Source organism: Saccharothrix saharensis (assembly GCF_006716745.1).
Lineage (GTDB): Bacteria > Actinomycetota > Actinomycetes > Mycobacteriales > Pseudonocardiaceae > Actinosynnema > Actinosynnema saharense.
In genome coordinates this window covers 4,192,049-4,219,008 of record NZ_VFPP01000001.1, presented here as the reverse complement: position 1 = coordinate 4,219,008, position 26,960 = coordinate 4,192,049, and the positions used below count along the sequence as shown (strand labels likewise).

Below are 26,960 nucleotides of genomic sequence, written 5' to 3'. Positions count from 1 at the left end.
TCACGATCCACCGGAAGTCCACGAGCGGTTTCCCCCCGCCCGCACCGCGGCGTCAGGGGCAGGGCGGCTCGTAGTCGAGCTGCGGCAGGTGCTCGCGCCACCGCTCCTCCGGCAGCACGCCCTTGGTCTTGACGCAGACGCGGTCGATCACGTGCTCCAGGTCCAGGTCCCACACCCGGACCGTGCTGTCGGAGCTGGTCGACGCGAGCCTTCGGCCGTCCGGGCTGAACGCGATGTCCCGCACCCCGCCGTCGTGCCCGGTCAGCACCTGGCCGATGGCGGCCGGCCGGTAAGCGTCGCGCACGTCCCACAGCCGGATGGTGCGGTCGTCGCCGCCGCTGGCCAGCGTGCGGCCGTCCGGGCTGAACGCCACCGTCACCGCCGCCTCCACGTGCCCGGTCAACGGCAAGCCGATCGGCTGGACCCGGTTCGGCACGGTCAGGTCCCACAGCCGGATCGTGCCGTCGTCGCTCGCGGTGGCCAGGGTGCGCCCGTCCGGGCTGATGTCGCCCGCGCGCACCACGCGGCTGTGGCCGGTCAGCGGGTGGCCGATCGGTTGGGCGGCCGCCGGGTCCGTGACGTCCCACAGCCGCACGGTCTTGTCCGCGCTCGCCGTGACCATCGTCTTCCCGTCCGGGGTGAACCCGACGTAGTGCACGTACTCGGTGTGGCCGACGAGCGCGCGACCCAGCGGCTCGGGGTGCGCGCGGTCGTCGAGGTCCCACAGCTGCACCGAGTGGTCGTCCGCGCCGGTCGCCAGGACCTTGCCGTCGGGCCGGAACGCCACCGGCGAGCTGTACCGCGTGCCCACCGCGATCGGCTCGCCCAGCGGTTCGGGCCGGTGCGGGTCGGCGAAGTCCCACAGCCGGACCATGTCGTCGCTCACGCTGGCCAGGGTGAGCCCGTCCTCGCTCAACGCCACCGACCACACGCCCGCGCCGTGCGACAGCGTGGTGGTCGACACCGGGGCGGTCGGGTCGCCGGTGTCCCACACCCGGATCGACGAGTCGTCGCTGCCCGACACCAGGTGGTGGTCGTCGGGGGTGAAGCGGGGTCCGGTGGTGCGCGCGGAGTGCCCGACGAGCACGCCGTGCGGCAGCGACCACAGCCGCACCACCGAGTCGAGGCTGCCGGTGGCCAGGGTGCGGCCGTCCGGGCTGAACGCCACCGCGTACACGATGCCGTTGCGCCCGGTCAGCGGCCGGCCGAGCGCGATCGGGTGCGCCGGGTCGGTGACGTTCCACAGCCGCGTGGTGCCGTCGCCGCCCGCGGACGCGAGCACCCGGCCGTCCGGGCTGAACGCCACCGACCACACGCCCTCGGTGTGGTCGGTCAGCGGGCGGCCGACCAGGCGCGGCGCGGCCGGGTCCGTCACGTCGAACAGTTGCACGGTGTGGTCCTCGCTGCCGGCGGCCAGCAGCCGGTTGTCCGGGCTGAACGCCACCGAGTGCACGGTGTTGTCGAACCCGGTGATCGGCTCGCCGACGGGGACGGGCCGCTGCGGGTCGCGCACGTCGAACAGCACCGCGGTCCCGTCGTCACCGGCCGTGGCCAGCAGCGTGCCGTCCCGGTTGAACGCCACCGCGCGGACCTGCCCGGTGTGCCGGCCGAGCGGTTCGCCCAGCCGCTGCGGGGCGGCCGGGTCGGTCACGTCCCACAGCCGTGCGGTCATGTCCTCGTTCGCGGTGGCCAGCGTCCGCGAGTCCGGGGTGAACGCCAGCAGGTACACGGTGCCGTTGCCGCCGTTCAACGGCTCGCCGAGGGAGCGCGGGCGTTCCGGGTCGCTGACGTCCCACAGCCGCACGGTGGCGTCGTTGCCCGCCGTGGCCAGGGTCCTGCCGTCCGGGCTGAACACCGCCGACGTGACCCAGCTCCGGTGGCCGGGCAGCGGCGAGCCGAGCGGCTCGGGGTCGTCCCGGTCGCGCAGGTCCCACAGCCGCACGGTCTGGTCGAAGCTCGCGGTGGCCAGGAACCTGCCGTCGGGGGAGAAGGACGTGAGGTACACCGGGCCGGTGTGGCCGGCCAGCGGCGTCGCCAGCGGCGAGGACTGGCTGGACAGCACCCGCGTCTGCACGTCCCGGTCGTCCGGCCGCATCCGGTGCGCGACCAGGGCCAGTTGCGCCGACAGCGACGGGTCGGACTGCTGCAACCGGTCCGCCTCGGCCACCACCTGCCGGAACACCGCGTCGTCCCGCTGCCGCACGGCCAGCACGGCGGCGGTGGCGGCGATGAGCGCGAGCACCACCACGCACGCCACCGCCGCGCGTCTGCCCCACGCGGCACGTCTGCGGTGCTGCATCGACACGGCGAGGAAGTCCTGGGCGGTGCCGGTCAGCCCCTGCGGGCCGGCCGCGTTCGCCCAGTGCCGCGCGGTCTCCAGCCGCGCACCCCGGTAGAGCAGCGACGAGTCGCGGTCCTGCGCGGCCCACGACGCCGCGTCCTCCTCCAGCCGCTGCCGCAGGAGCTGGCCCTCGCGGTCCTGGTCGATCCAGCTCCGCAGCCGCGGCCACGCCTGCAGCAGCGCCTCGTGCGTGATCTCGACCGAGCCCGCGTCGAGCGTCACCAGCCGGGCCCGCGCGAGCACCTCCAGCGCCTCCTCGCCCGCGTCCCGGTTCGCGGCCTGCTCGACCAGCTCGTGCCGGGTGGACCGGCGGCGCGTGTCCTGGGTGTCCTCGCCGACGCGCACCAGCCGCAGCAGCAACGGCCGCGCGGCGTGCTGCGCCTCGGGCGCGAGGTCGGCCCACGCCCGTTCCGCGGTGGCCGCGACCGCGCCCTGGATGCCGCCCGCCGAGCGGTAGCCCGCGATGGTCAACTTGCCCGCCTGCCGGCGCTGCCAGGTGGCCAGCAGGGCGTGCGACAGCAGCGGCAACGCGCCCGCGTCGTACGCGCCCTGGCCCGTCCGCGCCTGCGTCCGCCCGCTGCGCACGCCCAGGTCGCGCAGCATCAACTCGATCAGCCCCGGCTCCAGTTGCAGCCCTGCGGCCTTCGCGGGCCGCGACACGGCCTCCCGCAGCTCCGCCGACGTCATCGGGCCCAGCACCATCTGCCGGTCCTGCAACGCGTCGGCCAGCTCCGGGAACGACAGGCAGCGGCCGTAGAAGTCGGCCCGCACGCCCACCAGCACCAGCGCCGGGGCCGTGCCGCCGGGCACCGCGGGCGTGCAGGCCACGTGCAACGCCTGCACGAACACCTGCAACCGGTTCTCGTCCGAGGACAGCGTGAACGCCTCCTCGAACTGGTCCACCACGACCACCACGCGGTCGCCGCCGTGCCGCCGCGCGTGGGCCGCGAACGCCGCCCGGATCTGCGCGGCGAACCGCAGCACGCCCATCAGCGTCTGCCCGAGGAACGTGTCCGGACCGTGCCCGGAGGCCACCAGGTCCTGGTCCATCCCGTCCAGGGCGAGCGCCATGTCCAGCACCTCGGCCAATTCCGGGATCTGCCGGACCAATTCCTTCACGGGATCCGCGCCGGGCGTGATGACGACCGCGGGCCAATTCGTCGAACCGGGCACCGCCAACGCCCCGTCGCGAATGGACGGGATCACTCCCGCGCGCACCAGTGACGATTTACCGGCACCGGACGCGCCGACCAGCATCACGATCCCGCCGGTTTCCGCGGCACTGCCCAACCGGGACACCAGCGCGGCCGTGCTGCGCTCGCGGCCGAAGAACCAACTGGAATCCTCGGGTTGGAAAGCGGCCAATCCCCGATAAGGGCACACGCCGATTTCGCCGGAGCTGGGCGGATCTTCGTCCTCGGGCGAGGAGACCGGGCTCGCCAGCGCCTCCTCCCACAGCGCCCGCCACGCGTCCAGGTCGTACAACCCGGCCGCCGGTGGCTGCGGGCGGGACTTCCGCGCCTCACCGATCAAAATTTCAAGTACTACCGAGAGTGCCGAGAACCTGGCCGGGACGTTGCGCCCGCGACGCCAGTCGCTGACCCGTTGCGCGGTCGCGCGCACCGGCCTGCCGCGCTCGTCGGTGCGCCGCGCGCGGCCGACCGACTCGGTCACCTTCTTCAGCGGCGGATCACCCGCTTCGGCGTACAGCAGCGCGAACCGCTCCGCGAACACGGCGCGGGGACCCGACCCCTGACCGGAACCAGCCATCCGCGGCGTGCCTCCTCAAGATCCGGTGTTCCGGACCGGAAAACCGGATGTGAGCGCGTGAACAGGTCTTTTGCCAACCCGTGGAGCCCTTGTCAGTCCACCCTAACGACTTGCGCTGACAAGCTGGTCCGGACGTTGCAGGTGACGTCGACAGGTTGTGCGAAGGGACCGGTCACAGTGGTTTCGCAGGCAACTACCGCGAATGGCAGCTCGTGGCGCGCTGAGGGGTCCTGGGGGTCTTCTCAGCGGTGCGCACCGAACCGACCCGGTCGGTGGAACGGTGCGGCGACCTGCCATGCCGAGCGGAGTTGACCCGGTGCGGACGGCCCGTCCGCCGGTCACGGCCCGTGAGGACCGGGGTGTCCCCGGTGAAGCACGGGTCTGCCCGATCCTGAGGACGGTGCTGGACGCGAACCGCCGCGACCGGGCCGAGGTGAGGCTGGACCTGCTGGCCCGGCTCGCCGCCTCCGCGCACGGCTAGCCGATGTCCGGACGAAGGGCGACGCCGCCCTCCCGGGCCGCCGCACACCGAGGTGCGGCGGGCCCGGTTCCGGCCCGATTCCAGCCATGTCGCATTTCCGCCGGCCACGGCGCCCGACTTTGCCGGATGCTGGTGCGGTGCACGAAGACGTGGAACGTTGTGTCCGGGCCGTGCGGTCGAAAGACGCCCGGTTCGACGGGTGGTTCTTCACCGCGGTCCTGACCACCCGGATCTATTGCCGGCCCAGTTGTCCGGTGGTCCCGCCGAAGGTCGCGAACATGCGCTTCTACCCGAGCGCGGCGGCGGCCCAACAAGCGGGATTCCGGGCCTGCAAGAGGTGCCGGCCCGACGCGTCACCGGGTTCTCCGCTGTGGAACCACCGCGCCGACTCGGTGGCCAAGGCGATGCGGCTGATCGCCGACGGCGTGGTCGACCGCGAAGGCGTGCCCGGCCTCGCCGCGCGCCTCGGCTACAGCGTGCGGCAGGTCGAGCGGCTGCTGCTGGCCGAGCTGGGCGCGGGACCGCTGGCGCTGGCCAGGGCGCAGCGCGCGCAGACCGCCCGGCTGCTGATCGAGACGACCGCGCTGCCCATGGCGGAGGTCGCGCCGGCGGCCGGGTTCGCCAGCGTCCGCGCGTTCAACGAGACCGTGCGCGAGGTGTTCGCGCTGTCGCCGACCGACCTGCGCACCCGCAGGCGTCCCGCGCCCGACACGCCCGGCGTGCTGTCGCTGCGCCTGCCGTTCCGCGCGCCGCTGCGACCGGACAACCTGTTCGGCCACCTCGCCGCGACCGGCGTGCCGGGGGTGGAGGAGTGGCGCGACGGCGCGTACCGGCGGACGTTGCGGCTGCCGCACGGGCACGGCGTCGTGTCGTTGACGCCGCAGGACGACCACGTGGCGTGCAAGCTGGCGTTGAGCGACCTGCGGGACCTGTCGATCGCCATCTCCCGCTGCCGCCGGATGCTCGACCTCGACGCCGACCCGGTCGCGGTGGACGAGCAGCTGCGCTCTGACCCGCTGCTCGCGCCCGTGGTCGACGCCGGTCCCGGGCGGCGCGTGCCCGGCACCGTGGACGCCGCCGAGTTCGCCGTGCGCGCGGTGCTCGGGCAGCAGGTGTCCACGGCCGCCGCCCGCACCCACGCCGCCCGGCTGGTGCGGGCGGTGGGCGAGCCGGTCACCGACCACGGGCTGACCCACCTGTTCCCCACCCCGGAAGCGCTGGCCTCGGTGGACCCGGCCGCGCTCGCGATGCCGCAGGCGCGCAAGACGGCGTTCCGGGCGCTGGTCGAGGCGCTGGCCGACGGCTCGCTGGACCTCGGCGTCGGCGCGGACTGGGACAAGGCGCGGGCCGACCTGCTGGCCCTGCCCGGGTTCGGGCCGTGGACGGTGGAGGTGATCGCGATGCGGGCGCTGGGCGACCCCGACGCGTTCCTCCCCACCGACCTCGGCATCCGCATCGCCGCGCAGGCCCTCGGCCTGCCCGGCACACCCGCCGCCCTGGTGCGGCGTGCCCAGGCGTGGCGCCCGTGGCGGGCGTACGCCGTCCAGTACCTCTGGGCCACCGGTGACCACGCGGTCAACCGGCTGCCCGCCTGAAAGGACGTGCCACCGATGAGCCACACCACGGTCGACAGCCCCGTCGGACCGCTCACCCTGGTCGCGCACGACGGCGTGCTGTCCGGGCTGTACATGACCGGGCAGCGGCACCGGCCGGGTGACGAGGCGTTCGGCCCCGAGGACCCGTCGCCCTTCGGGGACGTGATCACGCAGCTCGCCGAGTACTTCGACGGCACGCGGACCGGGTTCGACCTGCCGCTCGACCCGATCGGGACGCCGTTCCAGCGGACCGTGTGGCGGGCGCTGGTCGAGATCCCGTACGGCGGGACCGTGACGTACGGGGAGCTCGCGCAGCGGTTGGGCCGCCCGACGGCGGCGCGGGCCGTCGGGCTGGCCAACGGCCGCAACCCGATCGGGATCATCGTGCCGTGCCACCGGGTGGTCGGCGCGAACGGCGACCTCACCGGGTACGGCGGCGGCCTGGCGCGCAAGCGCCACCTGCTCGACTTCGAGCAGGGCTCAGACGCCTACCGGCTGCCGCTCTGACCTCGCGGCGGTCCGCCGCCGGCGCTTGCGGGCGTCACCGCGTTCCAGCCACCACTCGGCGACCAGCAGCGGCACGACCCAGCCCAGCCACGCGGCCAGCCCGGAGATCGTCTGCAACAGGGCGACCTCGCTGCCGCCGAACGTCGTGTCGAGTCGCGGTGACAGCGCGAGCGCGGCGACGACCGCCCAGATCCGGTTGCTCATGATCGAGGCGGTGAGCGCGAAGCTGCGGACCATCCACCGCCGGTGGTCGACGAACCGCCGTTGCCGGGCCATCCGGAACCCGGCGACGGTGAACGCCAACCACAGCGCGCCCATCAGCACGTTGCCCGCCTGGTTGAGCGGCCCGAACGGCGACACGGCCCCGATGGCGATCGCCGTGACGCCGGCCGGCAGCACCCCGCCGAACACGTAGACCCGGCCGACCACCCGGTGCACCGCCGGGTACCGCCGCCGCAACCACGGCCACACCTGCGCCACGCAGGTCAGGATCGCCACCGACCCGAACACGACGTGCGCCACCAGCACCGGGTAGTGCCACGGGTACCCCTCCGCCTCCGGCACCCTGGACAACGCCGGGTCCAACGTGAGGTACGGCGGCAACGAGAACGCCACGAACACCAGCACGAGGAACCCCAAGGGCCCCACCCAAACCCGCCTGTACCACTGAATGCCCTCGTTCGTCCGCTCTGTCATCCCCATGCCCCCACCGTCCCCACCCCCACTGACAACCCCCGCACCACCCACGCACCACCGCGTGTCGAACGCTCGCGTCCCGCGTGTCGAACCCTCGCGTCCCGCGTGTCGAACGCTCGCGTCCCGAGTGTCGAACCTTCAGGACCCCCGAGTTCCACACTCGCGTCCCGGCCCTCCGTCCTGAGCGTTGAACTCAGGGGTCCTGAGCGTTCGACACTCGGGACCTGGAGGTTCGACACTCGGGGACGGAAAAGAAAGTTTGTCTTGACGAGGAGAGTTTTCGGTGGGAGGGTTGGGGCATGTTGGACGTGGCGGTGATCGAGGACCCGGCGGTGGCCGAGGTGTCGTTGGACCCGGTGCGGGCGAGGTTGTTGGCCGAACTGGCCCAGCCGAGCTCGGCGACGATGTTGGCGGCCAGGATCGGCCTGCCCCGGCAGAAGGTGAACTACCACCTGCGCACGCTGGAGCAGCACGGCCTGGTCGAGCTGGCCGAGGAACGCCGCAAGGGCAACATGACCGAACGGGTCATGCGCGCCACCGCCGCGTCCTACGTCATCTCGCCCACGGCGCTGGCCGCCGTCCAGCCCGACCCGGAACGCGCGCCCGACCGCCTGTCGGCCCGCTGGCTGCTCGCCCTGGCCGCCCGGCTCGTCCGCGACGTCGGCAACCTCGTCACCGGTGCGGCCAAGGCGGACAAGAAGGTCGCCACCTTCGCGCTGGACGGCGAGGTCCGCTTCGCCACCGCCGCCGACCGCGCGGCGTTCGCCGAGGAACTGGCCACCGCCGTCACGTCCCTGGTCGCGAAGTACCACGACGAGACCGCGACCGGCGGACGCGCGCACCGCGTCGTCGTCGCCGTCCACCCGAGCATCCCGAAGGAGTGACGATGGGTCACGCGTTCGAAGGCGTCAACGAAGTCGAGCTGCCCGGCGTCACGCCGGAGCAGGTCTGGGAGGCCATCGCCACCGGCCCCGGCATCGACTCGTGGTTCATGGGCGCGAACGAGGTCGAGCCGGGCGCGGTCGTCCGGCAGGCGTTCGGCGACTACCGGCCGGCGCACCCGGTCACCGCCTGGGAGCCCGGCAAGCACCTGGCCTACGGCGGCGAGAAGGAACCCGACGGCCGGTTCGTCGCCTACGAGTTCCTGGTCGAGGGCCGCGACCGCGGCAGCACGGTCCTGCGCATGGTCGCGAGCGGCTTCCTGCCCGGTGACGACTGGGAGGACGAGTTCGAGGCCATGACCGCGGGCGGCGAGATGTTCTGGCAGACCCTGGTCACCTACCTGCGCCACTTCGCCGGCCGCACCGCCCGGCCGCTCACCGCGTTCGGCCCGCCGATCACCGACTGGCCCGCGCTGTGGCAGCGGCTCGGCCGCAAGCTCGGCCTCGACCACGCGCCGCGCACCGGCGACCGGGTCGACCTGGACGGCGGCGTCGTCTACTTCGCCAACGCCCAGACCGTCGGCATCCGCACCGGCCACGCCCTGTACCGGTTCTTCCAGGGCATGCCCGGCGTGCTGATCGCCATGCACACCGTGTTCGCCGACGACCACCGCGACGAGCGGACCTGGTCGACCTGGATGGAGGACCTGGCATGACCACCCTGCGACACACCGACGCCCGCGCCGACACGACCACCGGCCTGCTGCTCGGCTGCGGCGTCCTGGCCGGCCCGCTCTACCTGGTCACCGGCTTCGCCCAGGCGTTCACCCGCGAGGGCTTCGACCTGACCCGCCACCCGTTCAGCTTCCTCTCCCTCGGCGAGGGCGGTTGGCTCCAGATCGCGAACTTCGTCCTGTGCGGACTGCTGTTCCTGGCCGCCGCGATCGGCCTGCGCCGCACGGGAGGGGTCGGTTCGGCGGTGCCCGTCCTGATCGGCCTGTTCGCGGTCGGCATGATCGGCGGCGGGGTGTTCGTGGCCGACCCGGCGTTCGGCTTCCCGGCCGGCGCGCCGGAGGGTCAGCCGGCCGAGCTGTCGTGGCACGGCGTGCTGCACGGCGTGGCGTTCTTCGCCGCGTTCCCGGCGCTGGTGGCGGCGTTCTTCGTGCTGGCGCGGAAGTTGACCGGCCCGTGGGCGCGGGCGAGCGCGGCCGCCGGCGTGCTGTCGCTGGCGCCGATGCCCTTCATGGGCACCGAAGTGGGCACGGTCCTGTTGTACGGCGCCGCGACCGTGGCGTGGTTGTGGGTGTCCGCCGTCCTGGCGAAGCTGCGCTCCGAGAGCTGAGGGGATCATCATGGGACAGGTCGTGTCCAAGGACGGCACCGCGATCGCCTTCACGCGCACCGGGTCCGGACCGGCGTTGATCATCGTGGACGGCGCGATGTGCTACCGGGCGTTCGGCCCCGCGACGGCGCTGGCCGAAGCGCTGTCGGACCGCTTCACCGTCTACACCTACGACCGGCGCGGCCGGGGGGAGAGCGGCGGCGGCACCACGCCGTACGACGTGGAGCGCGAGGTCGAGGACATCGCCGCGCTGATCGGGGAGGCGGGTGGCTCGGCCCACCTGTTCGGCATGTCGTCGGGCGGCACGCTGGTCGCCGAGGCGGCGCACCGGGGCGTCGACGCGGAGCGGATCGCGATCTACGAGTCACCGATGATCGTGGACGGCACCCACCCGCCGATGGACCCCGACCTGCCGGCCCGCGTGGAGCGCGCGGTCGGGGAAGGACGCCGGGGTGACGCGATCAAGCTGTTCATGCGGTACGTCGGCACGCCCGGCATCTTCGTCGCGGCGCTCCAGGTCATGCCGCCGTGGCGGAAGCTGAAGGGCGTCGCGCACACGTTGCCGAACGACTTCGCGCTGACCGGCGAGTTCCAGCGGGGCACGCCGCCGCCCGCCGACCGCTGGCAGGGCGCGGACGTGCCGGCCCTGGTGATCGCCGGTGGCAAGAGCCCCGAGTACATGCGCAACGCGCAGCGGCACCTGGCGTCGGCGCTGCCGCACGGCGAGCTGACCGTCCTGCCCGGCCAGACCCACATGGTCAAGCCCAAGGCGACGGTCCCCGTGCTCGTCGACTTCTTCACCCGCTGAGCCGGCGGGCGGGCGCGCGGAACCTGGTGGTGGGCGAGGACCTCCCTCGTCCACCACCGTCGTGCGCGACGGCTTCAGGGCTTGCGGCCCACCGCGCCCGCGATGCAGTAGCTCACCGCGTCGAGCTCCTTGAGCCGCGGCCCGTCCGGCCACCAGTCCGCGCAGATCACCAGACCCGGCTCGACCAGTTCGAGGCCGTGGAACAGCTCCAGCATCGCCCGCCTGGTGATGAACCTGCCGCTGCCCATCGGCGAGTGCAGGAACGTGTGCTCCATCCGCCGCGCGATGGCCGAGTGCTCCTCGGTCTCCGGGTCGAGGAAGTGCGAGATCGCCACGTACGAGCCGGACGGCAGCGCGTCGATGTACTCGGCCATGATCTCGGCCGACGTGGGCGAGTCGCCGTTGTAGTGGTGCAGCGTGCCCATCTGGAAGAACGCGATCGGTTGGGTGAAGTCGATGTGCTTGCGCACGACCTCGTCGTTGAGGATCTCCCGCGGCTTGAAGATGTCGGCGGCCGAGAAGTGCGTCCGGTCGTTCTCCTCCAGCAACGCGCGGCCGTGCGCCAGTACCACCGGGTCGTTGTCGACGTACACGACTCGTGCATCCGGGTTGATCCGCTGGGCCACTTGGTGGGTGTTCTCGGCCGTGGGCAACCCGGAGCCGCAGTCGAGGAACTGGTCGATACCCGTTTGGCTCGCGACGAACCGGGTGGCGCGGATCAGGAAACCCCGGTTGTCCACGGCGAGCGTGGTCGCCTCCGGCGCGACCTCCTGCACGCGTCGCAGCACTTCCCGGTCGATCTCGTAGTTGTCCTTGCCGTTGAGGAACGCGTCGTAGACCCTGGCGATGCTGGCCTTGGTGGTGTCGATGTAGACGGGGGCGGCGGCGTCCGAGGACGTACCCGGCATTGTGTTGACCTCGCATTACGGGGATGGGAGTGGTGGGTTTGTGCACCGCGTCACAGTCCGGTCAGCGTAAGGGTATGGGCTCAACGCGCGAGTGAGCGTCGTGCATCCGACCGGGCAAGATCAAGGGTGTACGTTCAGTGACGATGCGAGTCAGCCCTCCCCGGGCACAACCGCTGTTCGGGTGGGACGGCACGACGGTCGGGAGGATCGGCGATGGCGACGGGTGAGTCCACGCCGGAGCGGGACAGCGGTCCGACCGCTCTGCGGATCGTGCTCGGCGCCCAGTTGCGCAGGTTGCGCGAGGCCGCCGAGATCACCCGGGCGGACGCGGGCTACGCGATCCGCGGCTCCGAGTCGAAGATCAGCCGGATGGAGCTCGGGCGCGTCGGCCTGAAGCCGCGCGACGTGACCGACCTGCTCACCATGTACGGCGTCGACGACCCGGACGAGCGGGCGAAGTTCCTCGACATGGTCCGCCGGTCGAACGAGCCGGGCTGGTGGAACCGCTACACCGACCTGATGCCCGACTGGTTCCACGACTACGTCGGCCTGGAGGAGGCGGCGTCGCGGATCCTGATCTACGAGACGCAGTTCGTGCCCGGCCTGCTCCAGACCGAGGAGTACGCCACCGCGATCGCGAGCCACGGCCGGGCGGAGTTGGTGACGCCCGAGGTGCGGCGGCGGGTGGCGTTCCGGATGCAGCGGCAGAAGATCCTGGCGCGGCCGGGTGCCCCGAGGGTGTGGGCCGTGATCGACGAGTCGGTGCTCTACCGGACGATCGGCGGCCGCCAGGTCCTGGTCAACCAGATCGAACACTTGCTCAGCGTGACCAAGGACGGCCCGGTCACCCTCCAAGTCGTGCCGTTCCCGTTGGCCGGGTACGCGGCGAAGGGCCCGTTCGCGATGCTGCGCTTCGGTGAGCCCGACCTGCCGGACATCGTCTACCTCGAACACCTCGCCGGTGCCCTCTACCTGGACAAACTCGAAGAGCTGGAGATCTACAGCCGGGTCTTCGACCGCCTCACGGTGGACGCCGAGACGCCCGATCGCAGCCGGCAGCTGCTCGCCAAGCGGCGGGCCGAGCTGTAGCTGTCGTCCGACCGGGTGGGATTCACGCTCCGCATCTGCACGTGCATTTACCCGTGCATCACTCGGTGCTACGGTCCGTGCACAACCGGATGCACGTGCAGATGCATCTCTGGCTCGGAGGGTGAGTCGATGGCCACCAAGGTTCACAACGGCATGTCCGCGGCCGACCTGAACGGCGTCACGTGGACGAAGAGCTCGTACAGCGACGCGATCGGCAACTGCGTCGAGTTCGCCGTGCTCGGCGGCGGTGAGATCGCGATGCGCAACTCCCGGTTCCCCGACGGCCCCGCGCTCGTCTACACCCGAGCGGAGATGGCCGCGTTCGTGGCCGGGGCCAGGGACGGGGAGTTCGATGACCTCGTCGACTGACCACGCCTCCCGGACCACCTTCCAGCTCCGCGAGCTGATCGCGCGGGGGTTCCAGTTCCTGCACCCGCGTGACGCCAGGGGAGAGCTGGCGGCGGTGGTGGGGGTGCGCGCGCACGACGCGGTGATCGACGTGGTGCGCCTGCACAACGAGGACGACGCGGTGGCGATGCGGATGCCCGCCGACGAGGTGAACGTGCTGTCGCCCAGCCGTTTCTCGTGGCGCCGTCGCGGCCCGGCCACGCACGTGCTCGAAGAGCTGCTCGACCTGCCGGACGACGACGAGCGGACGGCCTGAAGTCTTCCCGTCCGATCCGCGGTGGCGGACGGGACGAGGGGGCGCAGCCCCCTCATCGGCGAACCTGACCTGGAGACGCAGCGGGCGTCGACTCCGCGCCGGAACTGTCGACGCCACGCTCGGAGCGCAACTCCGTGTTCGTCGCGTTTCGACGCGGAGGCCGAGGTCGGCTTCGGCCTCCGCGCCGGCTCACCCCGTCGTGGCGGTCCCGGCGTTCAGGGCCGGCGCAGACCGCTGAGCACCACGTCGAGGCCCCGCCGGAACTCGAGGTCCCGCGTGATCGTGCGGGCGGTGGCGGCCGTCTCGGCCAGCAGCGGGTACTGCTCGCCCAGCCCCGACATCGCGTCGGTGCCCGGCCCCGTGAGCGACCCGCGGTGCTCCAGCTCGATCGCGCCGATCAGGTAGCTCACCAGCGCGCGCATCGCGATCACCCGCTGCTCCCCGGTGAACCCGGCCCGGGTGAGCACCGCCAGCACGGACTCCGTCCAGCGCAGCAGGCTCGGGCACCGGTGCCGGTGCGCCGTCGTGAGCGGCACGGCGTTCGGGTGTGCCGCGACCGCCGCGCGGACCCGTTCGACCAGCACCGCGACCTGCTTGTCCCACAACGCCTTCGGCGGCGTGCAGTCGACCCCGGACAGCAGGTGGTCGACCGCGAGCGCTTCCAGCTCGTCCCGGTCGGCGACGTACCGGTACAGCGACATCGTGCCCATGCCCAGCTCCTGGGCGACGGCGCGCATCGACAGCGCGGCCAGGCCGTCCCGGTCCAGGACGGCGAGCGTGGCGGCGGCGAGTGCGGCCGGGGTGAGCGACTTGGGGCGGGGCATGACCTTGACAGCGTACAAGTTACGCGCATAACTTCCGTAGGCGTACAGCACACGCCTACGGGGTCGAGGGGGAGACGTGAAGGTCGCCGAACGTGAGTGGGGAACCGTGCTCGGGGGCGCGGTGCGGGTGCCCGACCCGCACAACCTGGTCCACCTGCAGTTCCGCCGCTTCGCGGGCTGCCCGGTGTGCAACCTGCACCTGAGGTCGATCGTGCTGCGGCACGACGAGATCACCGCCCACGGCATCACCGAGGCGGTCGTGTTCCACTCGTCGGACGCGGAACTGCGCCCGCACGTCGCCGACCTGCCGTTCGCCGTGGTCGGCGACCCGCGCAAGCGGCTCTACGCCGAGTTCGGCGTGGGGTCCGCCGCGCGCTCGGTGCTCGACCCGCGCGCGTGGGGCGCGATCGTGCGCGGCGTGGTCCGCGACCTCGGCCCGGTGCTGCGCGGCCGGCGCCCGCTGCCCGAGCCGGAGGGCGGGCGGCTGGGCCTGCCCGCCGACTTCCTCATCGCGCCGGACGGCGAGGTCGTCGCGGAGAAGCGCGGACGCCACGCCTACGACCAGTGGTCGGTGGACGAACTGCTGGCTCATGCACAGGCCCTGACCAGGCGCGACTGAGTTGTCCACAGGGTTGTCCCCAGTTGTGGACGGATCGAACAGGCGTTCGACCACGTGCAGTGCACGCAGTGCGCGGCAAGGCCCCGCCCTGGCGGGCGGGGCCTTGCGGTGGTCCGGCGATCAGCCCACCGGCGGGGACATCACGAACCAGTTGAAGCCCTCGACCATCTGGCGCGTCTTGGTGCTGACGTAGCGCGGGCCGGTCAGCTCCCACCGCACCACGTTGCGGTACGTGCCGGGCAGCAGGCTCTCGTCGGCCGGGGTGTTCGCGTCGTCCTTGGCCGCGATGTGCTCCACGATCGTCTTGCGCTCCAGCGTCACGTCGAGCGACTCGTAGGCGGACTGGGTGTAGAGGTAGTCGTCCTGGCCGTGGTCCAGGGCGCGGCCCGGGTCGGCAAGCTTGAGCTGCACGGTGTTCCCGTCGAACGAGCCCTTCGCCGACACCACCGTGACGATGTGCCCGCCGGTGCGCTCCAGGCTCCCGGTACGCGGGCCGGGGGCGTAGCGGCCGTAGACCAGCTGCACCGGGCCCTGGTTGAGCCGCTTGGCCAGCGTGCCCGACCAGTCGTCGGTGGTGTGGGTGCTCGCCCAGTCCGTGGCGGTGGCCCAGCCGGCGTTGCGGGCGGGCTGCGTGGCGATGTTCCACGCGGTCCGCAGGTTGGTCATGTTGGTGCCGCCGTCGTACTTGGCGTCCACCCCGATCCGCCAGATCGAGTTGCCGACGACGGTGTAGTCGGCCGGGTCCTTCGGGTCGAGCGCGCCGACCTTGGTGGTGAGCCAGCCGACCGGCGCCTTCTTCTCGTGACCCCAGAAGTGCAGGACGTTGTAGAGCGACGCGGGGCCGCAGTGGGCGTTGCCGTTGCCCTGCAGGCCGGCGCGGAACTGGTCGACGTCGCTGACCCCGCACTGCTTGACCTCGAACTCGGCGCCGGCGAGGTCGCTGACCTTCACGCAGGGCGGCGGCGTGCCGAGGACCGGGTCGGCCGCGGCGGGACCGGGCAGGGCGACGGCGCCGACGGCGGTGGTGGCGAGCGCGGTGAGCAGAGCCTTGCGCAACATGGGTTCCTACCTCCTGTGGAGGGGACCGCCTCCCGCGGCCCCTTCGGTAGGACTAGCTTGACCTGCGCAAACGGCGAAGGCATGAGGGTTGATCCCTCATCTGCGCGGCGCGGGAAGTTGGGTGTATCAGGCACACCCCCACCCGACTCCTCCTCTTAATCGGGCTCCCTCAGGCGAGCACGCGGGCCAGCTCGCGCCGCCCGCTGATGCCGAGCTTGGTGTAGATGCGGCCGAGGTGGTTCTCCACCGTCTTGGGCGTCACGAACAGCTCCTGGGCGATCTCCCGGTTGCCCCGCCCGGTGGCGGCGAGGTCCGCGACCCGGCGTTCGCTGGCGGTCAACGCCTCCGCGCCCGCGAGGGTGGACCGCCGCGGTCGGTCGCCCAGCGCCTCCAACGCCTCCGCGGCCCGCGCCCGCACCACGGGCGAACCGCACTCCGCGGCCAGGTCCGCCGCCCGGTGCAGCGGTTCCCGCGCGTCCGCGCGCCGCCGCGCGACCCGCAGCGCCTCACCGAGGTCCACCAGCGACCGGGCCAGGTGCAGCCGGGCCGGTGACCGCTCCAACACCCGCACCGACTCGGCCAGCAGCTCCACCCGCCGTGCCTGGTCGACGTGGGCCAGCAGCCGCAGGGCCGCGCCGACCTCCGTCGCGGCGGCCCACTTCTCGGCGAGCGCGAGCTGGTCCTCGGCCAGCGCCATCGCCTCGGCTTCGTCGCCGAGCAGCATCGCCGCGCGTGCCGCCGGGTCGCGCCACGGGATGGTCGGCGGGTCGAGCTCGGCGGCCCGCATGGCGTCGCGCTGCAGGTGCGCCTCGACCCGTGCCCGCCTCGGGTCGCCCTGCGCCAGGGCCAGCAACGCCCGCGGCTCGTGCAGCCAGATGGTCGGCATGATCTGCGGCGACTCGGTGTGCTCGGCGTCGAACCGGGCCAGGGTGGCCGCCGCCTCGACCAGGTCGCCGCGTTCGAGCGCGGCGTACGCCAGGAAGTGGGTGGCCGTCGCCCGCGTCGCCACGACCTGCGGCACCGGGTCCTCCTCCAGCACGGCGGCCAGCACGCCCTCGGACTCGGCGGCCACCTGGCGCATCGAGCCCGTCCGCCAGTCCAGGAACGCGGCGGCGTTGCCCACCATGCCGAACTCGACCGGTGACCCGTGCGCCCGCACCCGCAGCCGGGCCCGCTCGACCTCCGGCCTGGCCTCGTCCACGCCGTCCGCGGCGACCAGGGCGATCAGCGCCACCAGCCACGCCACCATGGCGTCCGTGCTGCCCGTGGCGTCGTCGAAGTACGCGCCGTGCGACAACGCGCGCAGCGCGACGGCGGCGACCTCGGGCGAGGGCCACACCTCGTAGCGGCCGGTCTGGGCGAGCAGGCCGAGCAGCGTGCGTTCGTCCGGGGTGCGGCCGGCCAGCGAGGCGTGCCCCCTGAGGTGGTCCGACGCCGCCTGGCGGTGCCGCGGCGAGAACGACCGCACGACCGCCAACCTGGCCTCCAGGTGCAGCCGTCCGGCATCCGGGGCACGGGCCGCGATGGCCTCGGTCAGCTCGGCGATCGCCGCGTCCGGTCCGTCCACGGCGGCGGTCGCGGACGCGGCGGCGGCGAGCAGTTCCGCGTCCGGCACCTCGGCGGCGGCGATCCGCAGCTCGTGGCGCGCCTCGGCGGCGTCACCGCCGCGCAGCAGCGCCCGGCCCAGCTCGGCGCGCAGTGCCGGGTCGTCCGGCCGTTCGTCCACCGCGCGCCTGAGGTGGGCGGCGGCGGTGCGCGGGTCGCCCGCCGAGAGCAGTGCGCCGGCCGCCGTCCGCAGCACGTCCACGGCCTGCGGCAGGCTGCCCCTCGGCGCGTGCGCGAGGTGCGCGGCGATCCGGTCCGCCGGCGCCTTGGCCTCCCACAGCCGGGTGGCGGCACGGGCGTGCAGCGCGGCGCGGGCCACCGGGCCCAGGTCCGCCAGCACGGCCTCGCGCACCACCGGGTGCGCGAACTGGAGCTGTTCGCCGGTCAGCACGTGCGCCGAGACGAGCGCGTCGACGGCGGGGCGCAGGCGGTCGGCGTCGAGGTCGGCGACCTGACCCGCCAACCACGGGTCGCCCGCGGTGCCGAGCACGGCCGCGGCGCCCGCCAGCCGGACCGCGTCGGCGGGCAACCGGCCGAGCGCGGCGCGGAACACCGAGCTGGGACCGAGCCGCGCGACCCGGCCCGCCGTGCCGGGGTCGTCCAGCGGCAGCGCCAGCGCGTCCAGCTCGTCCACCAGGACCCCGGTCAGCAACGGGTTGCCCGCGCCCGCCGCGTGCAGCGCGGACACCACCTCGGGGTGGGGGCGCACCCCGCGTGCCGCGACCAGCTCGGCCAGCGCCGTCGGTGACAGCGGACGGGGCACCAGCCGTTCGGCCTGCCGCGACACGCTCAACTGCGCGAGCGGACCGGTGCTGTCGGCCACCGGCCGGGCGGCGACGACCAGCGCGATCGGCAGGTCCGCGATCCGCCGCGACAGGTAGGCCAGGAACCGCGCCGACGACAGGTCCGCCCACTGCGCGTCGTCCACCGTGATCAGCAGCGGCCGGGTGGCGGACAGGTCCACCGCCACCCACCACAGCGCGTGCAGCGTGCGGGCCAGCTCCGCCTCGCTCGGGTCGGCCGCCGCGCCGTCGAGCGCCCGCAGCGCGTCGCCGGACGGCCCGGCCAGGATCTTCTCCCGCACCTCGCCCCGGTACCGCGACACCGACCGCTCCACGAGCTGGCGCACGACACCCCAGGCCATCGCGCTCTCCAGCACGTCGCCCACGGCCTGCAACCGGCCGAAACCGCGTTGCTTGGCCAACGCCCTGGTGTCCTGCACCAGCCGGGTCTTGCCGATGCCCGCCCGGCCCTCGATCACCACGACCCGGCCCTCGCCCGCCACCGCGGAGTCCAGCGCCGCCGTGATGCGCGCCAGCTCCCGGTCCCGCTCCAGCGTGCTCATCGGACGAGGCGCAGCAGGCGGTCCGGGTCGCGCAGCGGGCGGCCGTGGCCGAACAGCACCAGCTTCGGCCGCAGCTCGGCGAGCCGGCGCATGGACGCCCGGTTGCGCTCGTCGTCGAAGGTCAGGATCTTGGGCGGCGCGCTCGGGCGCAGCAGGTTGAAGAACACGTCACCGCAGATCAGCACGCCGTCGTGGTCGCGCCACAAAGCGATGTGACCGGGCGAGTGGCCGGGCACGTCCAGCACGGTGAACCCGGCGACCTCGTCGCCCTCGGCCAGGCCCCGGGCGACCGGGTGCGGCGGGGGCATCTTCATCCGCGACAGCAGGGAGGCGGCGAAACCGGGCGCGGGCACCGGGGTCGCGGTGGTGATCGCCTCGACGTCCTTCGCCCCCGTCCACAGCGGCACGTCGTACCGCTCGCACACCGCGTGGCTGGAGCCGAAGTGGTCCGGGTGGGCGTGCGTCACCACGTGCGCGGCGATGGTGCGGCCGTCGAGCTGGCGGGTGATCCGCTTGCGGGCCGACCGCGTGCCGGCGTCCACCAGCACGTCCTCCACCAGGTAGGCGTTCACCATGTGGGGAGGACGGCCGAGCAGCTGGTGGACTCCGGGAGCCAGTGGTCGCACCGGGCGATCTTAGCGTCCGCGCAGCTCAGCGGGAGGGGTCGCGGTTGTAGAGCACGCGGGCCCTGGCGTAGCCGGCGGCGGTGATCACCAGGCACCAGCCGACGGCCCAGTACCCGCTGTCGCCGATCGGCGTGCCGATCAGCAGCCCGCGCAGGGTGTCGGTGATCGGCGTGAACGGCTGGTTCTCCGCCACCCACGCCAGCCCGCTCGACATCGAGTCGGTCGGCACGAACGCGCTGCTGACGAACGGCAGGAACTGGAGCGGCAGGGTGGAGGTGTTCGCGCCGGCGACCGTCTTCGCGCCGATGCCGAACGCGATGCCCAGCCAGGTGAACGCGAGCGCCAGCAGCACCAGCAACCCGGCCGCGAGCAGCCAGCCGCCGAGGTCGGCCGCCGGGCGGAAACCGCTCAGCAGCGCCAGCCCGGTCACCGCCGCCAGGCTGACCACCGTGTTCAGCAGGCTGCTCAACGCCTGCCCGGTCAGCACCGAGTACCGGGAGATGGCCATGGTGCGGAACCGGGCGATGATGCCCTCGCCCATGTCGGTGTTGATGTTGATCGACGTCCACGCGGCGCCCGAGCCGACGGCCATCACGAGGATGCCCGGCACCAGGTAGTCCACATAGGACGCGCCACCGGGCAGCGCCGCGCCGAGCGAGCCGCCGAAGACGTGCACGAACAGCAGCATCATCAGCACCGGCATGCCGATCGTGCCGATCGACATCATCGGGAAGCGCTGCATGTGCCGCAGGTTGCGGCGCAGCATCGTGGTCGTGTCGCGGATGGCGAGGGTGCTCATCGCTGCGCGGTCCTCTCGGTGGTCAGGGCGAAGAAGACGTCGTCGAGGTCGGGCGTGTGCACGGACAGGTCCTGCACGTCGACCGCGGCGTCGTCCAGCCGGTCGAGCAGGGCCCGCAACTGGTGCACGCCACCGTCACCGGGCACGTCCAGGGTCAGGTTCGCGTCGTCGCGGGCCGGACCGCCGAGCGCCTTGGCGGCCAGGTCGAGCGTGTGCGCGTCGGCGAACCGCAACCGCACGTGCCCGCCCGGGATCAGCCGCTTCAGCTCGGCCGCGGTGCCCTCGGCGACCAGCCGGCCGCCGTCGAGCACGGCGATCCGGTCCGCGAGCTGGTCGGCCTCCTCCAGGTACTGCGTGGTGAGGAAGATGGTGACGCCGTCCGCGACCAGGTCCCGGATGACCTCCCACATGGTGTGCCTGCTGCGGGGGTCCAGGCCCGTGGTCGGCTCGTCCAGGAAGATCAGCTCCGGGCCGCCGACCAGCGTCATCGCCAGGTCCAGGCGCCGGCGCATGCCGCCGGAGTAGGTGGCGGCGGGCTTGCGCGCCGCGTCCACCAGGTCGAACCGCTCCAGCAGTCGGGCGGTCGTGCGGCGGCCCTCGCGGCGGTCCAGGTGGGCGAGGTCCGCCATCAGCCGCAGGTTCTCCTCGCCGGTGAGCAGGGTGTCCACGGCGGAGAACTGGCCGGTGACGCCGATGGCCGCGCGGACGCCCGCCGGGTCGCCGAGCAGGTCGTGGCCCGCGACGGTCGCCCGGCCGCCGTCGGGGGTGATGAGGGTGGACAGGATCTGCACGGTCGTCGTCTTGCCCGCGCCGTTGGGTCCGAGCAGCGCGAACACCGAGCCGCGCGCCACCCGCAGGTCGAGGCCGTCGAGCACGACGTGGTCGCCGTAGGACTTGCGCAGACCGGTGGCGGTGATCGCCATGGTGGTCTCCTTGTCAGTCGGTGAGCAGCGGCAGGGACTGCACGCCGGTGAGGTTCGGGGAGGGCAGGAACGTCGGCGGCCGGTCGGGGTCCGTGCGCAGCCGCGGGAAGCGGTCGAGCAGGACGTCGAGCGCGAGCCGTCCTTCGAGCCGGGCCAGCGGCGCGCCGAGGCAGAAGTGGACGCCGCGGCCGAAGCCCAGGTGCGGGTTGGGGTCCCGGGTGATGTCGAGGACGTCCGGGTTCGCGAACCGGCGCGGGTCGCGGTTGGCGGCGCCGATCCACAGCATCACCAACTGGTTCCCGGGGATCCCGACGCCGCCCAGCGTCACCGGCTCGTTCGTGACCCGGGCCAGCGCCGCGAACGGGGTCAGGAACCGCAGCGACTCCTCGATGGCGGCCGGCACGAGCGCGCGGTCCCGCCGGACCTTCGCGAACTGGTCCGGGTGCGCGTCCAGGGCCAGCACGGTGTTGCCGAGCAGCATGGTGGTGGTGAGGTGACCCGCCACGAGCAGCACGGCGGCGAAGTTCACCACCTGCGCGTCGGTCAGGCGCTCGCCGTCCACTTCGGCGTGCACCAGGTCGTTGAGCAGACCGGGGCGCGGGGCGCGGCGGCAGTGCGCGGCGTGCTCGCCCAGGTAGTCCAGCAGCGGGCGCGTGGCCTCGACGCTGTCGCGCAGCTCCTGCCGCAACTTGGCCTCGTCGTCCTTGAGCGAGAACTGGTTGGTGCTCTCGAACATCCGGTCCACCCACACCTTGAACAGGTCGCGGTCGCCGCTCGGCACGCCGAGCAGTTCGGCGATCACGATCACCGGCAGCGGGTAGGCGAGGTCGCGGACCAGCTCGAAGTCGTCGCCGGTGACGTCGTCGAGCAGCTCGCCGGTGAGCTCGGTGATGCGGTGCTCCAGGTCGGCCACGACCTTCGGCGTGAACGCGTGGCTGACCAGGCGGCGCAGCTTCTGGTGCTCCGGCGGGTCGAGCTGGATGATGTTGCCCTCGGTCAGCGCCCCCTCGGTCGGCGGGAACAGCCGGGTCACGTCGGACGAGTAGCGGCCCCAGTCACCCAGGACCTCGACGATCTCCTGGTGGCCGTGGACGTTCCAGAAGCCGAGCTGCTCGTCGTACGCGACGACGTGCTCGGGGCGTTCTCCGCGCAGCCAGGGCTGCTGCGGGTTGGTGTCCCACATTTTCCTTCTCCCCCAATGGTTTTGTGTGTTACGCGCGGTGGATGACGATGTCGCCCAGGGACGTGCGGGCGCGCACCTCGACCCGCTCCTCGGCGTCACCGGGTGCGTCGGCGCCGGTCAGCTCGTTGCGCACGCGGCCCGCGATCGAGCGCACGTCCAGCCACGCGGCCGTGCCCTCGCGGATGCCGACCTCCAGCTGCCCGGCCGAGGTCTCCATGACCACCGAACCGCGCACGGCCTCCTCGACCCGGATGCGGCCGTTGGCGGTCTTGGCGTGCACGTCGCCCGCGGCGTGGCCGACGACGATGTCCCCGTTCGCGGCACCGGCCCGCACGTCACCGGTGACCTCACCGATCCGGGTGGGGCCGTTGGAGTTCTTCACGGTGCCGGAGCCGTCGAGCCGGTCGACGCGCAGCTCACCGGAGCCGGTCGACAGCTCGGCGCGGCCGGTGATGCGTTCGACCAGGACGTCACCGTGCGAGGTGGTCGCCTTGAGCGCGGCGGTGTCCTGGAGCCGGATGTGGCCGGCGGAGGTCTTGAAGCGGCACTCGCCCAACGCGCCCTCGGCGCGGAAGTCGGTGAGCGAGCCCTGCGCGGCGACGTGCGACCCGGTGGGCAGCCGCACCACGACGTCGACCGAGCCGGTCCTGCCGAAGACACCGCGTGACCGGGGCGTCCTGATCGTGAGGCGGCCGCCGGCGAAGTCCACCGCGGTGCCCTCGGCGGCGGCGACGTCCTTGCCGTTGTCCGGGTCCGCGGGCGCGACCTCGACCACCGTGTCGTCCCGGTCGGTGGCCGCGATGAGGACGCCGCCGGCGGTGACGTCGAGGTCGAGCGTGATGGGTTCGGGCGTGGCGTAAGAAGGCATGGCTGTCCCCTCGAAGGGTGTCGGGTGAGTGTTTGCGCTGGTGGGGCGGTTAGCGAACCCAGCCGGTGTAGCTCTGCCGGGACGACGTGCGGCCGGACGGCCGCCCACCGTGCCCAAGCCCGGCCGCGGCGGCGCGCACCAGCCAGGCGTTGACGGAGACCCCCTCGCGGGTCGCGGCCTCCTCGACCCTCGACTTGAGGTGCTCAGGGAGCCGCAGGTTGATCCGAGCCACCGGACCGTCCTCGGCAACCACCGGCGGCAACTCCGCGGCACCACTCTGGCTCTCCGTGGCACCATCCGGCACCGTGACGACGAACTCCGGATCGCGTCCCCGTACCCGCACGTCGACCGAGCCGGGCGCAAGCTCCCGCGTGATCTCGTCCATCGCGGTGGACAGGGCTTCGAGCAGCGTCAACCGCACGGCGGAGTCGAGCGGGGCGATGAGTCGTTCGGCCAACGCCCGGGCCTCCGCCCCACCCGCCTCGGCGGCGGTGGCGAGCTCCCGGCGAAGGTTGTCGACGTACGGCGTCAGGTCCATGGCACCACTATGGCACCAGAGTGGCACCAGGGCAAGCCCTCGTGGTGCCAGGACGGTGGGTGGGCGGGGCCCGGAGACCTGACACCCTTTCGGGTGGAATAGCGGGACGGGTGGACCAGTGGTCCAATTCGGGACGTCACGGTATGTCGTGGCCGCTTTCCCAGGTGCACCTCGGGTGGAATACCGCAGCCCCGCAAGCACAGGCGGTCCGATTCCACGACGGTGGTGATCGACTCCGCACCTTGAACGTCTTGAGCTGCTGCTATGGCTGAAGCAGGGGGCGGCGGCCGTAATTTTGCGGTAGTACACCAAAGTTGTGACTCGATCGGCCTAATCGAGGTGTGCAACCTGATGTGTAGTGAACGGGCACCTGGCTTCACTTCCGGTTGGGAATGCCTTGCCAAAGCGTCGGTTGTCGTGCCAGTGTCTCGCCCATGAATTTTCGTCCCCTGCCCGATGGGCAGTGGTCGCCGGTGCCCGAGCTGCCCGGCATCCCCGAACCACTCCGGCGCGAAGGCGCCTACCTGCCGCCGCCGCTGCCCTCCGACCTGGCGCTGCCCCCGTCGACCTACCGCCGGTGCGCCGAGGCCGAGCACGCCCTGGGTCGCCTGGACGAGGCGGCCGAACGACTGGGTGTGCGGCCCGCGATCGTGCGGTCCACCCAGGTCCGTGACGCGAACGCCTCAGCCGGGCTGTCCGGGGTCGCCGTGGGGCTGCGCGAGACGTTCGCGGCGGACCTGCTGGCGTCCCAGGGCGGCCCGCCGCCGACCGGCAGCGCCGCGCCGTCGCAGCTCGTGGCCCCGTTCCTGCGGGCCTGCGACCACGGTCTGGCCCGGGTCCGCGCCGGTGCGCCGGTCGACGCCGAGCTGGTCGGCGAGGTCGCCGCGATCATGACCGGCGGTGCGCCCGGCCGCCGCCTGCCCGACGTGCTGCGGGACGCGCCCGGCCGCTTGGGCGTCAGCGACGGGCGGGCCTACCTGCTGACCGCGACCGGCGCGCACCTGGTGGCGTTGCTGGAGCAGTGGTCGACGTGGGTGCGCGAGGAGGACGAGCAGCCCAGGGTCGCCAAGGTCGCGCTCGCGCACTACCAACTCGAAGTGCTGCAACCGTTCCCCACGGCCAACGGGCACGTCGCGCGCACGTTCTCGACGTTGGAGATGGTGCGGTGCGGGCTGGTGCGCGACCAGGTGCTCCCCCTGTCGGTCTGGCTGGACACCGCGTTGGACGAGTACCAGGAGCGGATCCGCGACGTGGTGGACACCGGTCGCGTGGACCGCTGGGTCGACTTCTTCGCCACCGCCGTGCGCGACCAGGCGTTGGCGCAGCTACGGCTGATCGGCCACTTGGAGGCGCTGGCCGCCGAGTACACCGCTCGGCTGCCGCGCACGGGGAAGCTGCCCCTCGTGGCCGCCGAGCTGATCGGTTTCCCCGTGGTGGACCACCGGTCGCTGCGCACCCGGTACGGCATCACCGCGAAGGCCGCCACCGACCTCACCGCCCGCTTGGTCGAGCTGGGAATCCTCGTCCCGCGGGAGCACCTCGGCTACCGCCGCGTGTTCCTGTGCCGGGATGTGCTGCGCCTGCTGGCCGACCACCCCGACACCACCGCCTGAACACGGAAAGAGCACGACGCCACGATGAACGCATCCCCCGACCGCGACCACCCTTCCCCCGAGCGGTCGTCTTCGGACCGACCGTCGCCCCGGTGCCGGCACATTGGCTGCCGCAGGAGGGCCTGCCGTCGCCGACACCGCTCAGCGGTCCTGCGCAGGGTCCGCGTCGTGGTCGGCCTGCTGATCCAGGTCGGCGTGGCCCTGCTGCACTGGTTCCGGGACTGACCGCGACCGGAGGTCGGCGACCAGGTCGCGCACCCGTTGCGCCGCCGCGTCGTCGGTCCCGATGAGCAGCGCGAGCGCGCGGTTGAACCGCCGGTGCGCCTCGGCCCGGTCTCCGGTCAGCCACAGCGCCCGGCCCAGCTCGGGCAGGCACCGGGCGCGTCCGGCCGGATCGTCCAGGTCGGCGAACAGCTTGTCCGCCCGGGACAGGTACTTGATCGCGGAGTCGTGCCGCCCGACCTCGGCCATCAGCGAGCCGAGGTGCGTCAGCGCCCGTGCCGTGCCGGGCCGGTCGCCGTGCAGGAGGTACAGCTCCAGCACCTCGTCGGCGCACCCGACCACCTTGTGCATCCGGCCTTGGGCGCGGTAGGTGGCGGCCAGGTCGTGCAACGCGCCGGCCGCCGCGTCCGGGTCGTCGTCGCGGAGGCGGTGGACGGCCAGTTCCCGCATGCCCGCGACGGCGGCGAGCCGGAGTGCCCCCTGCTCGCGCAAGGACTGCGCGGCCCGGCGGAAACCCTTGGCCAGCAACAGTGACGTGGGCAGCGCGGCGGCCAGTTCGGCACCGACGTCGAGCAGCTCGCGGGACCACGCCTCGTCGACGTCGACGGGCACCACGGGCCACACGTCGGCGAACAGCGCGACCGCGGCCTCCGGTTCGGCCAGTGCGTCGCGCAGCGCGGACGGAAGCTCGTCGCGGTGCGCCTCGAACCAGTCGTGCCCGGTGGTGCGCAGGTCCCGGCGCAACCGCGCGACCGCGTGCCGTGGCTCGTCGCTCACCTGGTGTCATCCTTCCGCTGGTCTCATCGCAGTGCGCCGTCACTTGATCACGAGTGTCAACCAGACGGGTGAGCCCGCACACCGCTGAAGTGACGACGCTCGACGGCTCGGGGTCACACGTGCGCGCAACTTCGACGCCACGGACCGTCATCACCGCTGGGTGGGGACGACCTCGAAGAGGTCCTCGAACTGCATCGGCTCGAGCGCGACCAACGCGCCGCCGATGAACGCCGGGCCGGGTTGGAGTTCGCCGCTGAGGACGCGCGCGACCGTGGAGCGGTTGACGTCCATCGCCTTGGCCAGCGCGTAGTCCGACCGGAAGCCGGCGAGACGTGCGGCTTTGGCGAAGACATCGGTGCGAAGCTTGATCGTGTTCGGCATGGCCTGCCCTGTGTTGTGCACGCCCAACGCATGTGGTGAGGGAACAACGCTAGGCAATTCGTTTTGTGAGCGCAACTAACGTTGTTTGAGCACAACGCGCAGGTCAGGGCTACCTGGGGGGAGCGCCCAACGCACGTTGCGTGCGCGCACGTACCATTGCGCGGTGACCAAAGCCGAGAGTGCGGACTCGTCCTGGTCGGACTTCGTCCAGAGGCACATGGACGACCGCGGGATGACCACAGGGGACCTGACCGAGAAGACGGGCTTCGACCGAAGCCGCCTGACCGCGTGGCGCAAGGGCGAACGCCCCAACCTCGACACCGCCCGCGTCGTCGCCAAGGCGTTCGGCCTGAGCCCCCTGGAAGTCATGGTGGCCGCCAAGCTCATCACCGCCGAGGAGGCGGAACTGCGCGGCGTCTCCACCCCGGACCCGAGCGCGTTGACCGATCAGCAACTGGTGGCCGAACTGAGCCGCCGCCTCAAGCGCACGACCTGA

27 protein-coding genes are annotated in these 26,960 nt (G+C 72.7%); 13 read left to right on the top strand and 14 right to left on the bottom strand.

The window, feature by feature from the left end:
* Positions 1–52: 52 nt before the first annotated feature.
* Positions 53–4,111: an nSTAND1 domain-containing NTPase gene (locus FHX81_RS42625; RefSeq protein WP_141979312.1), complete on the bottom strand. Its 4,059-nt coding sequence runs from the start codon at positions 4,109–4,111 to the stop codon at positions 53–55.
* A 295-nt stretch (positions 4,112–4,406) separates the two neighbouring features.
* Here FHX81_RS42625 and FHX81_RS18235 point away from each other — a divergent pair, with 295 nt between their 5' ends.
* The 3 genes from FHX81_RS18235 to FHX81_RS18225 all read left to right on the top strand — a co-directional run bounded on the left by FHX81_RS18235 (position 4,407) and on the right by FHX81_RS18225 (position 6,694).
* Positions 4,407–4,592 (top strand): hypothetical protein, encoded by a 186-nt coding sequence (locus FHX81_RS18235; protein ID WP_141979311.1) that lies wholly within the window; start codon positions 4,407–4,409, stop codon positions 4,590–4,592.
* Between the two features lie 137 nt (positions 4,593–4,729).
* Complete coding sequence (locus tag FHX81_RS18230) at positions 4,730–6,187, top strand: DNA-3-methyladenine glycosylase 2 family protein (RefSeq protein WP_141979310.1); 1,458 nt, start codon at positions 4,730–4,732, stop codon at positions 6,185–6,187.
* 15 nt (positions 6,188–6,202) lie between these two features.
* Positions 6,203–6,694, top strand: a complete 492-nt coding sequence (locus FHX81_RS18225; RefSeq protein WP_141979309.1) for a methylated-DNA--[protein]-cysteine S-methyltransferase — start codon at positions 6,203–6,205, stop codon at positions 6,692–6,694.
* Here FHX81_RS18225 and FHX81_RS18220 read toward each other — a convergent pair.
* Positions 6,668–7,342, bottom strand: a complete 675-nt coding sequence (locus FHX81_RS18220) for a DUF2306 domain-containing protein (RefSeq protein WP_342787211.1) — start codon at positions 7,340–7,342, stop codon at positions 6,668–6,670. The two genes, FHX81_RS18225 and FHX81_RS18220, sit on opposite strands and share 27 nt — an antisense overlap.
* 347 nt (positions 7,343–7,689) lie before the next feature.
* Here FHX81_RS18220 and FHX81_RS18215 point away from each other — a divergent pair, with 347 nt between their 5' ends.
* From FHX81_RS18215 to FHX81_RS18200, 4 genes are read left to right on the top strand one after another with little or no spacing between them, the layout of a single operon-like run.
* Positions 7,690–8,274, top strand: a complete 585-nt coding sequence (locus FHX81_RS18215; protein ID WP_211363505.1) for an ArsR/SmtB family transcription factor — start codon at positions 7,690–7,692, stop codon at positions 8,272–8,274.
* A 2-nt stretch (positions 8,275–8,276) separates the two neighbouring features.
* On the top strand, positions 8,277–8,987 hold the full coding sequence (locus tag FHX81_RS18210; protein ID WP_141979308.1) for an SRPBCC family protein: 711 nt from the start codon (positions 8,277–8,279) through the stop codon (positions 8,985–8,987).
* Positions 8,984–9,613, top strand: coding sequence for a DUF998 domain-containing protein (locus FHX81_RS18205; RefSeq protein WP_141979307.1), 630 nt, complete (start codon positions 8,984–8,986; stop codon positions 9,611–9,613). Before FHX81_RS18210 ends, FHX81_RS18205 begins: the two co-directional genes overlap by 4 nt.
* A 10-nt stretch (positions 9,614–9,623) precedes the next feature.
* Positions 9,624–10,421 carry an alpha/beta fold hydrolase gene (locus FHX81_RS18200; RefSeq protein ID WP_141979306.1) on the top strand — a complete coding sequence of 266 codons (798 nt, stop codon included), beginning with the start codon at positions 9,624–9,626 and terminating at the stop codon, positions 10,419–10,421.
* Between the two features lie 74 nt (positions 10,422–10,495).
* Here the strand turns inward: FHX81_RS18200 and FHX81_RS18195 are convergent, their stop codons facing one another.
* Positions 10,496–11,329, bottom strand: a complete 834-nt coding sequence (locus FHX81_RS18195; RefSeq protein WP_141979305.1) for an SAM-dependent methyltransferase — start codon at positions 11,327–11,329, stop codon at positions 10,496–10,498.
* Positions 11,330–11,542: 213 nt separating this feature from the next.
* On the opposite strand from FHX81_RS18195, the gene FHX81_RS18190 reads away from it, so the two are divergent.
* From FHX81_RS18190 to FHX81_RS18180, 3 genes are all read left to right on the top strand, one after another.
* Complete coding sequence (locus FHX81_RS18190) at positions 11,543–12,418, top strand: helix-turn-helix domain-containing protein (protein ID WP_141979304.1); 876 nt, start codon at positions 11,543–11,545, stop codon at positions 12,416–12,418.
* 129 nt (positions 12,419–12,547) lie between these two features.
* Entirely contained in the window at positions 12,548–12,787 is a 240-nt protein-coding gene (locus FHX81_RS18185; protein WP_141979303.1) for a DUF397 domain-containing protein, read from the top strand.
* Positions 12,771–13,082 (top strand): hypothetical protein, encoded by a 312-nt coding sequence (locus tag FHX81_RS18180; protein ID WP_141979302.1) that lies wholly within the window; start codon positions 12,771–12,773, stop codon positions 13,080–13,082. Before FHX81_RS18185 ends, FHX81_RS18180 begins: the two co-directional genes overlap by 17 nt.
* Positions 13,083–13,297: 215 nt before the next feature.
* On the opposite strand, the gene FHX81_RS18175 is transcribed toward FHX81_RS18180, so the two are convergent.
* A complete protein-coding gene (locus FHX81_RS18175) occupies positions 13,298–13,906 on the bottom strand; it encodes a TetR/AcrR family transcriptional regulator C-terminal domain-containing protein (protein ID WP_141979301.1) in 609 nt (202 codons plus the stop codon).
* A 76-nt stretch (positions 13,907–13,982) separates the two neighbouring features.
* Between FHX81_RS18175 and FHX81_RS18170 the strand changes: the two genes are divergently transcribed.
* Positions 13,983–14,525, top strand: a complete 543-nt coding sequence (locus tag FHX81_RS18170; protein WP_141979300.1) for a peroxiredoxin-like family protein — start codon at positions 13,983–13,985, stop codon at positions 14,523–14,525.
* 120 nt (positions 14,526–14,645) lie between these two features.
* Here the strand turns inward: FHX81_RS18170 and FHX81_RS18165 are convergent, their stop codons facing one another.
* The 8 genes from FHX81_RS18165 to FHX81_RS18130 form a co-directional block, all read right to left on the bottom strand.
* Positions 14,646–15,584, bottom strand: a complete 939-nt coding sequence (locus FHX81_RS18165) for a hypothetical protein (RefSeq protein ID WP_141979299.1) — start codon at positions 15,582–15,584, stop codon at positions 14,646–14,648.
* Positions 15,585–15,753: 169 nt separating this feature from the next.
* Positions 15,754–18,534, bottom strand: coding sequence for a helix-turn-helix transcriptional regulator (locus FHX81_RS18160; protein ID WP_141979298.1), 2,781 nt, complete (start codon positions 18,532–18,534; stop codon positions 15,754–15,756).
* On the bottom strand, positions 18,531–19,160 hold the full coding sequence (locus tag FHX81_RS18155; protein WP_141979297.1) for an MBL fold metallo-hydrolase: 630 nt from the start codon (positions 19,158–19,160) through the stop codon (positions 18,531–18,533). Before FHX81_RS18155 ends, FHX81_RS18160 begins: the two co-directional genes overlap by 4 nt.
* 25 nt (positions 19,161–19,185) lie before the next feature.
* Entirely contained in the window at positions 19,186–19,959 is a 774-nt protein-coding gene (locus tag FHX81_RS18150) for an ABC transporter permease (RefSeq protein WP_141979296.1), read from the bottom strand.
* The gene (locus FHX81_RS18145) at positions 19,956–20,882 is read right to left on the bottom strand and encodes an ATP-binding cassette domain-containing protein (RefSeq protein ID WP_141979295.1); all 927 of its coding nucleotides are present in this window, start codon (positions 20,880–20,882) and stop codon (positions 19,956–19,958) included. The genes FHX81_RS18150 and FHX81_RS18145 overlap by 4 nt, the downstream gene beginning before the upstream one ends.
* A gap of 13 nt (positions 20,883–20,895) precedes the next feature.
* Positions 20,896–22,065, bottom strand: a complete 1,170-nt coding sequence (locus FHX81_RS18140; RefSeq protein WP_141979294.1) for a cytochrome P450 — start codon at positions 22,063–22,065, stop codon at positions 20,896–20,898.
* A 28-nt stretch (positions 22,066–22,093) separates the two neighbouring features.
* Positions 22,094–22,933: a DUF4097 family beta strand repeat-containing protein gene (locus FHX81_RS18135; RefSeq protein ID WP_141979293.1), complete on the bottom strand. Its 840-nt coding sequence runs from the start codon at positions 22,931–22,933 to the stop codon at positions 22,094–22,096.
* Positions 22,934–22,982: 49 nt separating this feature from the next.
* On the bottom strand, positions 22,983–23,471 hold the full coding sequence (locus FHX81_RS18130) for a toxin-antitoxin system HicB family antitoxin (protein ID WP_141979292.1): 489 nt from the start codon (positions 23,469–23,471) through the stop codon (positions 22,983–22,985).
* A 434-nt stretch (positions 23,472–23,905) separates the two neighbouring features.
* On the opposite strand from FHX81_RS18130, the gene FHX81_RS18125 reads away from it, so the two are divergent.
* Positions 23,906–25,084: a Fic family protein gene (locus tag FHX81_RS18125; RefSeq protein WP_170232091.1), complete on the top strand. Its 1,179-nt coding sequence runs from the start codon at positions 23,906–23,908 to the stop codon at positions 25,082–25,084.
* 141 nt (positions 25,085–25,225) lie between these two features.
* On the opposite strand, the gene FHX81_RS18120 is transcribed toward FHX81_RS18125, so the two are convergent.
* Entirely contained in the window at positions 25,226–26,083 is an 858-nt protein-coding gene (locus tag FHX81_RS18120; protein WP_141979290.1) for a tetratricopeptide repeat protein, read from the bottom strand.
* Positions 26,084–26,233: 150 nt separating this feature from the next.
* Entirely contained in the window at positions 26,234–26,464 is a 231-nt protein-coding gene (locus FHX81_RS18115; protein ID WP_141979289.1) for a transcriptional regulator, read from the bottom strand.
* Between the two features lie 163 nt (positions 26,465–26,627).
* Here FHX81_RS18115 and FHX81_RS18110 point away from each other — a divergent pair, with 163 nt between their 5' ends.
* A complete protein-coding gene (locus tag FHX81_RS18110; RefSeq protein WP_141979288.1) occupies positions 26,628–26,960 on the top strand; it encodes a helix-turn-helix domain-containing protein in 333 nt (110 codons plus the stop codon).

What these genes read in the sequence shown, in the direction of transcription:
- FHX81_RS18135 (WP_141979293.1), bottom strand. Translation starts at nt 22,933, where the DNA reads ATGCCTTCTTACGCCACGCCCGAACCCATCACGCTCGACCTCGACGTC.
- FHX81_RS18160 (WP_141979298.1), bottom strand. Translation starts at nt 18,534, where the DNA reads ATGAGCACGCTGGAGCGGGACCGGGAGCTGGCGCGCATCACGGCGGCG.
- FHX81_RS18205 (WP_141979307.1), top strand. Translation starts at nt 8,984, where the DNA reads ATGACCACCCTGCGACACACCGACGCCCGCGCCGACACGACCACCGGC.
- FHX81_RS18125 (WP_170232091.1), top strand. Translation starts at nt 23,906, where the DNA reads ATGAATTTTCGTCCCCTGCCCGATGGGCAGTGGTCGCCGGTGCCCGAG.
- FHX81_RS18150 (WP_141979296.1), bottom strand. Translation starts at nt 19,959, where the DNA reads ATGAGCACCCTCGCCATCCGCGACACGACCACGATGCTGCGCCGCAAC.
- FHX81_RS18215 (WP_211363505.1), top strand. Translation starts at nt 7,690, where the DNA reads ATGTTGGACGTGGCGGTGATCGAGGACCCGGCGGTGGCCGAGGTGTCG.
- FHX81_RS18115 (WP_141979289.1), bottom strand. Translation starts at nt 26,464, where the DNA reads ATGCCGAACACGATCAAGCTTCGCACCGATGTCTTCGCCAAAGCCGCA.
- FHX81_RS18190 (WP_141979304.1), top strand. Translation starts at nt 11,543, where the DNA reads ATGGCGACGGGTGAGTCCACGCCGGAGCGGGACAGCGGTCCGACCGCT.
- FHX81_RS18235 (WP_141979311.1), top strand. Translation starts at nt 4,407, where the DNA reads ATGCCGAGCGGAGTTGACCCGGTGCGGACGGCCCGTCCGCCGGTCACG.
- FHX81_RS18195 (WP_141979305.1), bottom strand. Translation starts at nt 11,329, where the DNA reads ATGCCGGGTACGTCCTCGGACGCCGCCGCCCCCGTCTACATCGACACC.
- FHX81_RS18130 (WP_141979292.1), bottom strand. Translation starts at nt 23,471, where the DNA reads ATGGACCTGACGCCGTACGTCGACAACCTTCGCCGGGAGCTCGCCACC.
- FHX81_RS18225 (WP_141979309.1), top strand. Translation starts at nt 6,203, where the DNA reads ATGAGCCACACCACGGTCGACAGCCCCGTCGGACCGCTCACCCTGGTC.
- FHX81_RS42625 (WP_141979312.1), bottom strand. Translation starts at nt 4,111, where the DNA reads ATGGCTGGTTCCGGTCAGGGGTCGGGTCCCCGCGCCGTGTTCGCGGAG.
- FHX81_RS18140 (WP_141979294.1), bottom strand. Translation starts at nt 22,065, where the DNA reads ATGTGGGACACCAACCCGCAGCAGCCCTGGCTGCGCGGAGAACGCCCC.
- FHX81_RS18175 (WP_141979301.1), bottom strand. Translation starts at nt 13,906, where the DNA reads ATGCCCCGCCCCAAGTCGCTCACCCCGGCCGCACTCGCCGCCGCCACG.
- FHX81_RS18185 (WP_141979303.1), top strand. Translation starts at nt 12,548, where the DNA reads ATGGCCACCAAGGTTCACAACGGCATGTCCGCGGCCGACCTGAACGGC.
- FHX81_RS18210 (WP_141979308.1), top strand. Translation starts at nt 8,277, where the DNA reads ATGGGTCACGCGTTCGAAGGCGTCAACGAAGTCGAGCTGCCCGGCGTC.
- FHX81_RS18145 (WP_141979295.1), bottom strand. Translation starts at nt 20,882, where the DNA reads ATGGCGATCACCGCCACCGGTCTGCGCAAGTCCTACGGCGACCACGTC.
- FHX81_RS18165 (WP_141979299.1), bottom strand. Translation starts at nt 15,584, where the DNA reads ATGTTGCGCAAGGCTCTGCTCACCGCGCTCGCCACCACCGCCGTCGGC.
- FHX81_RS18180 (WP_141979302.1), top strand. Translation starts at nt 12,771, where the DNA reads ATGACCTCGTCGACTGACCACGCCTCCCGGACCACCTTCCAGCTCCGC.
- FHX81_RS18200 (WP_141979306.1), top strand. Translation starts at nt 9,624, where the DNA reads ATGGGACAGGTCGTGTCCAAGGACGGCACCGCGATCGCCTTCACGCGC.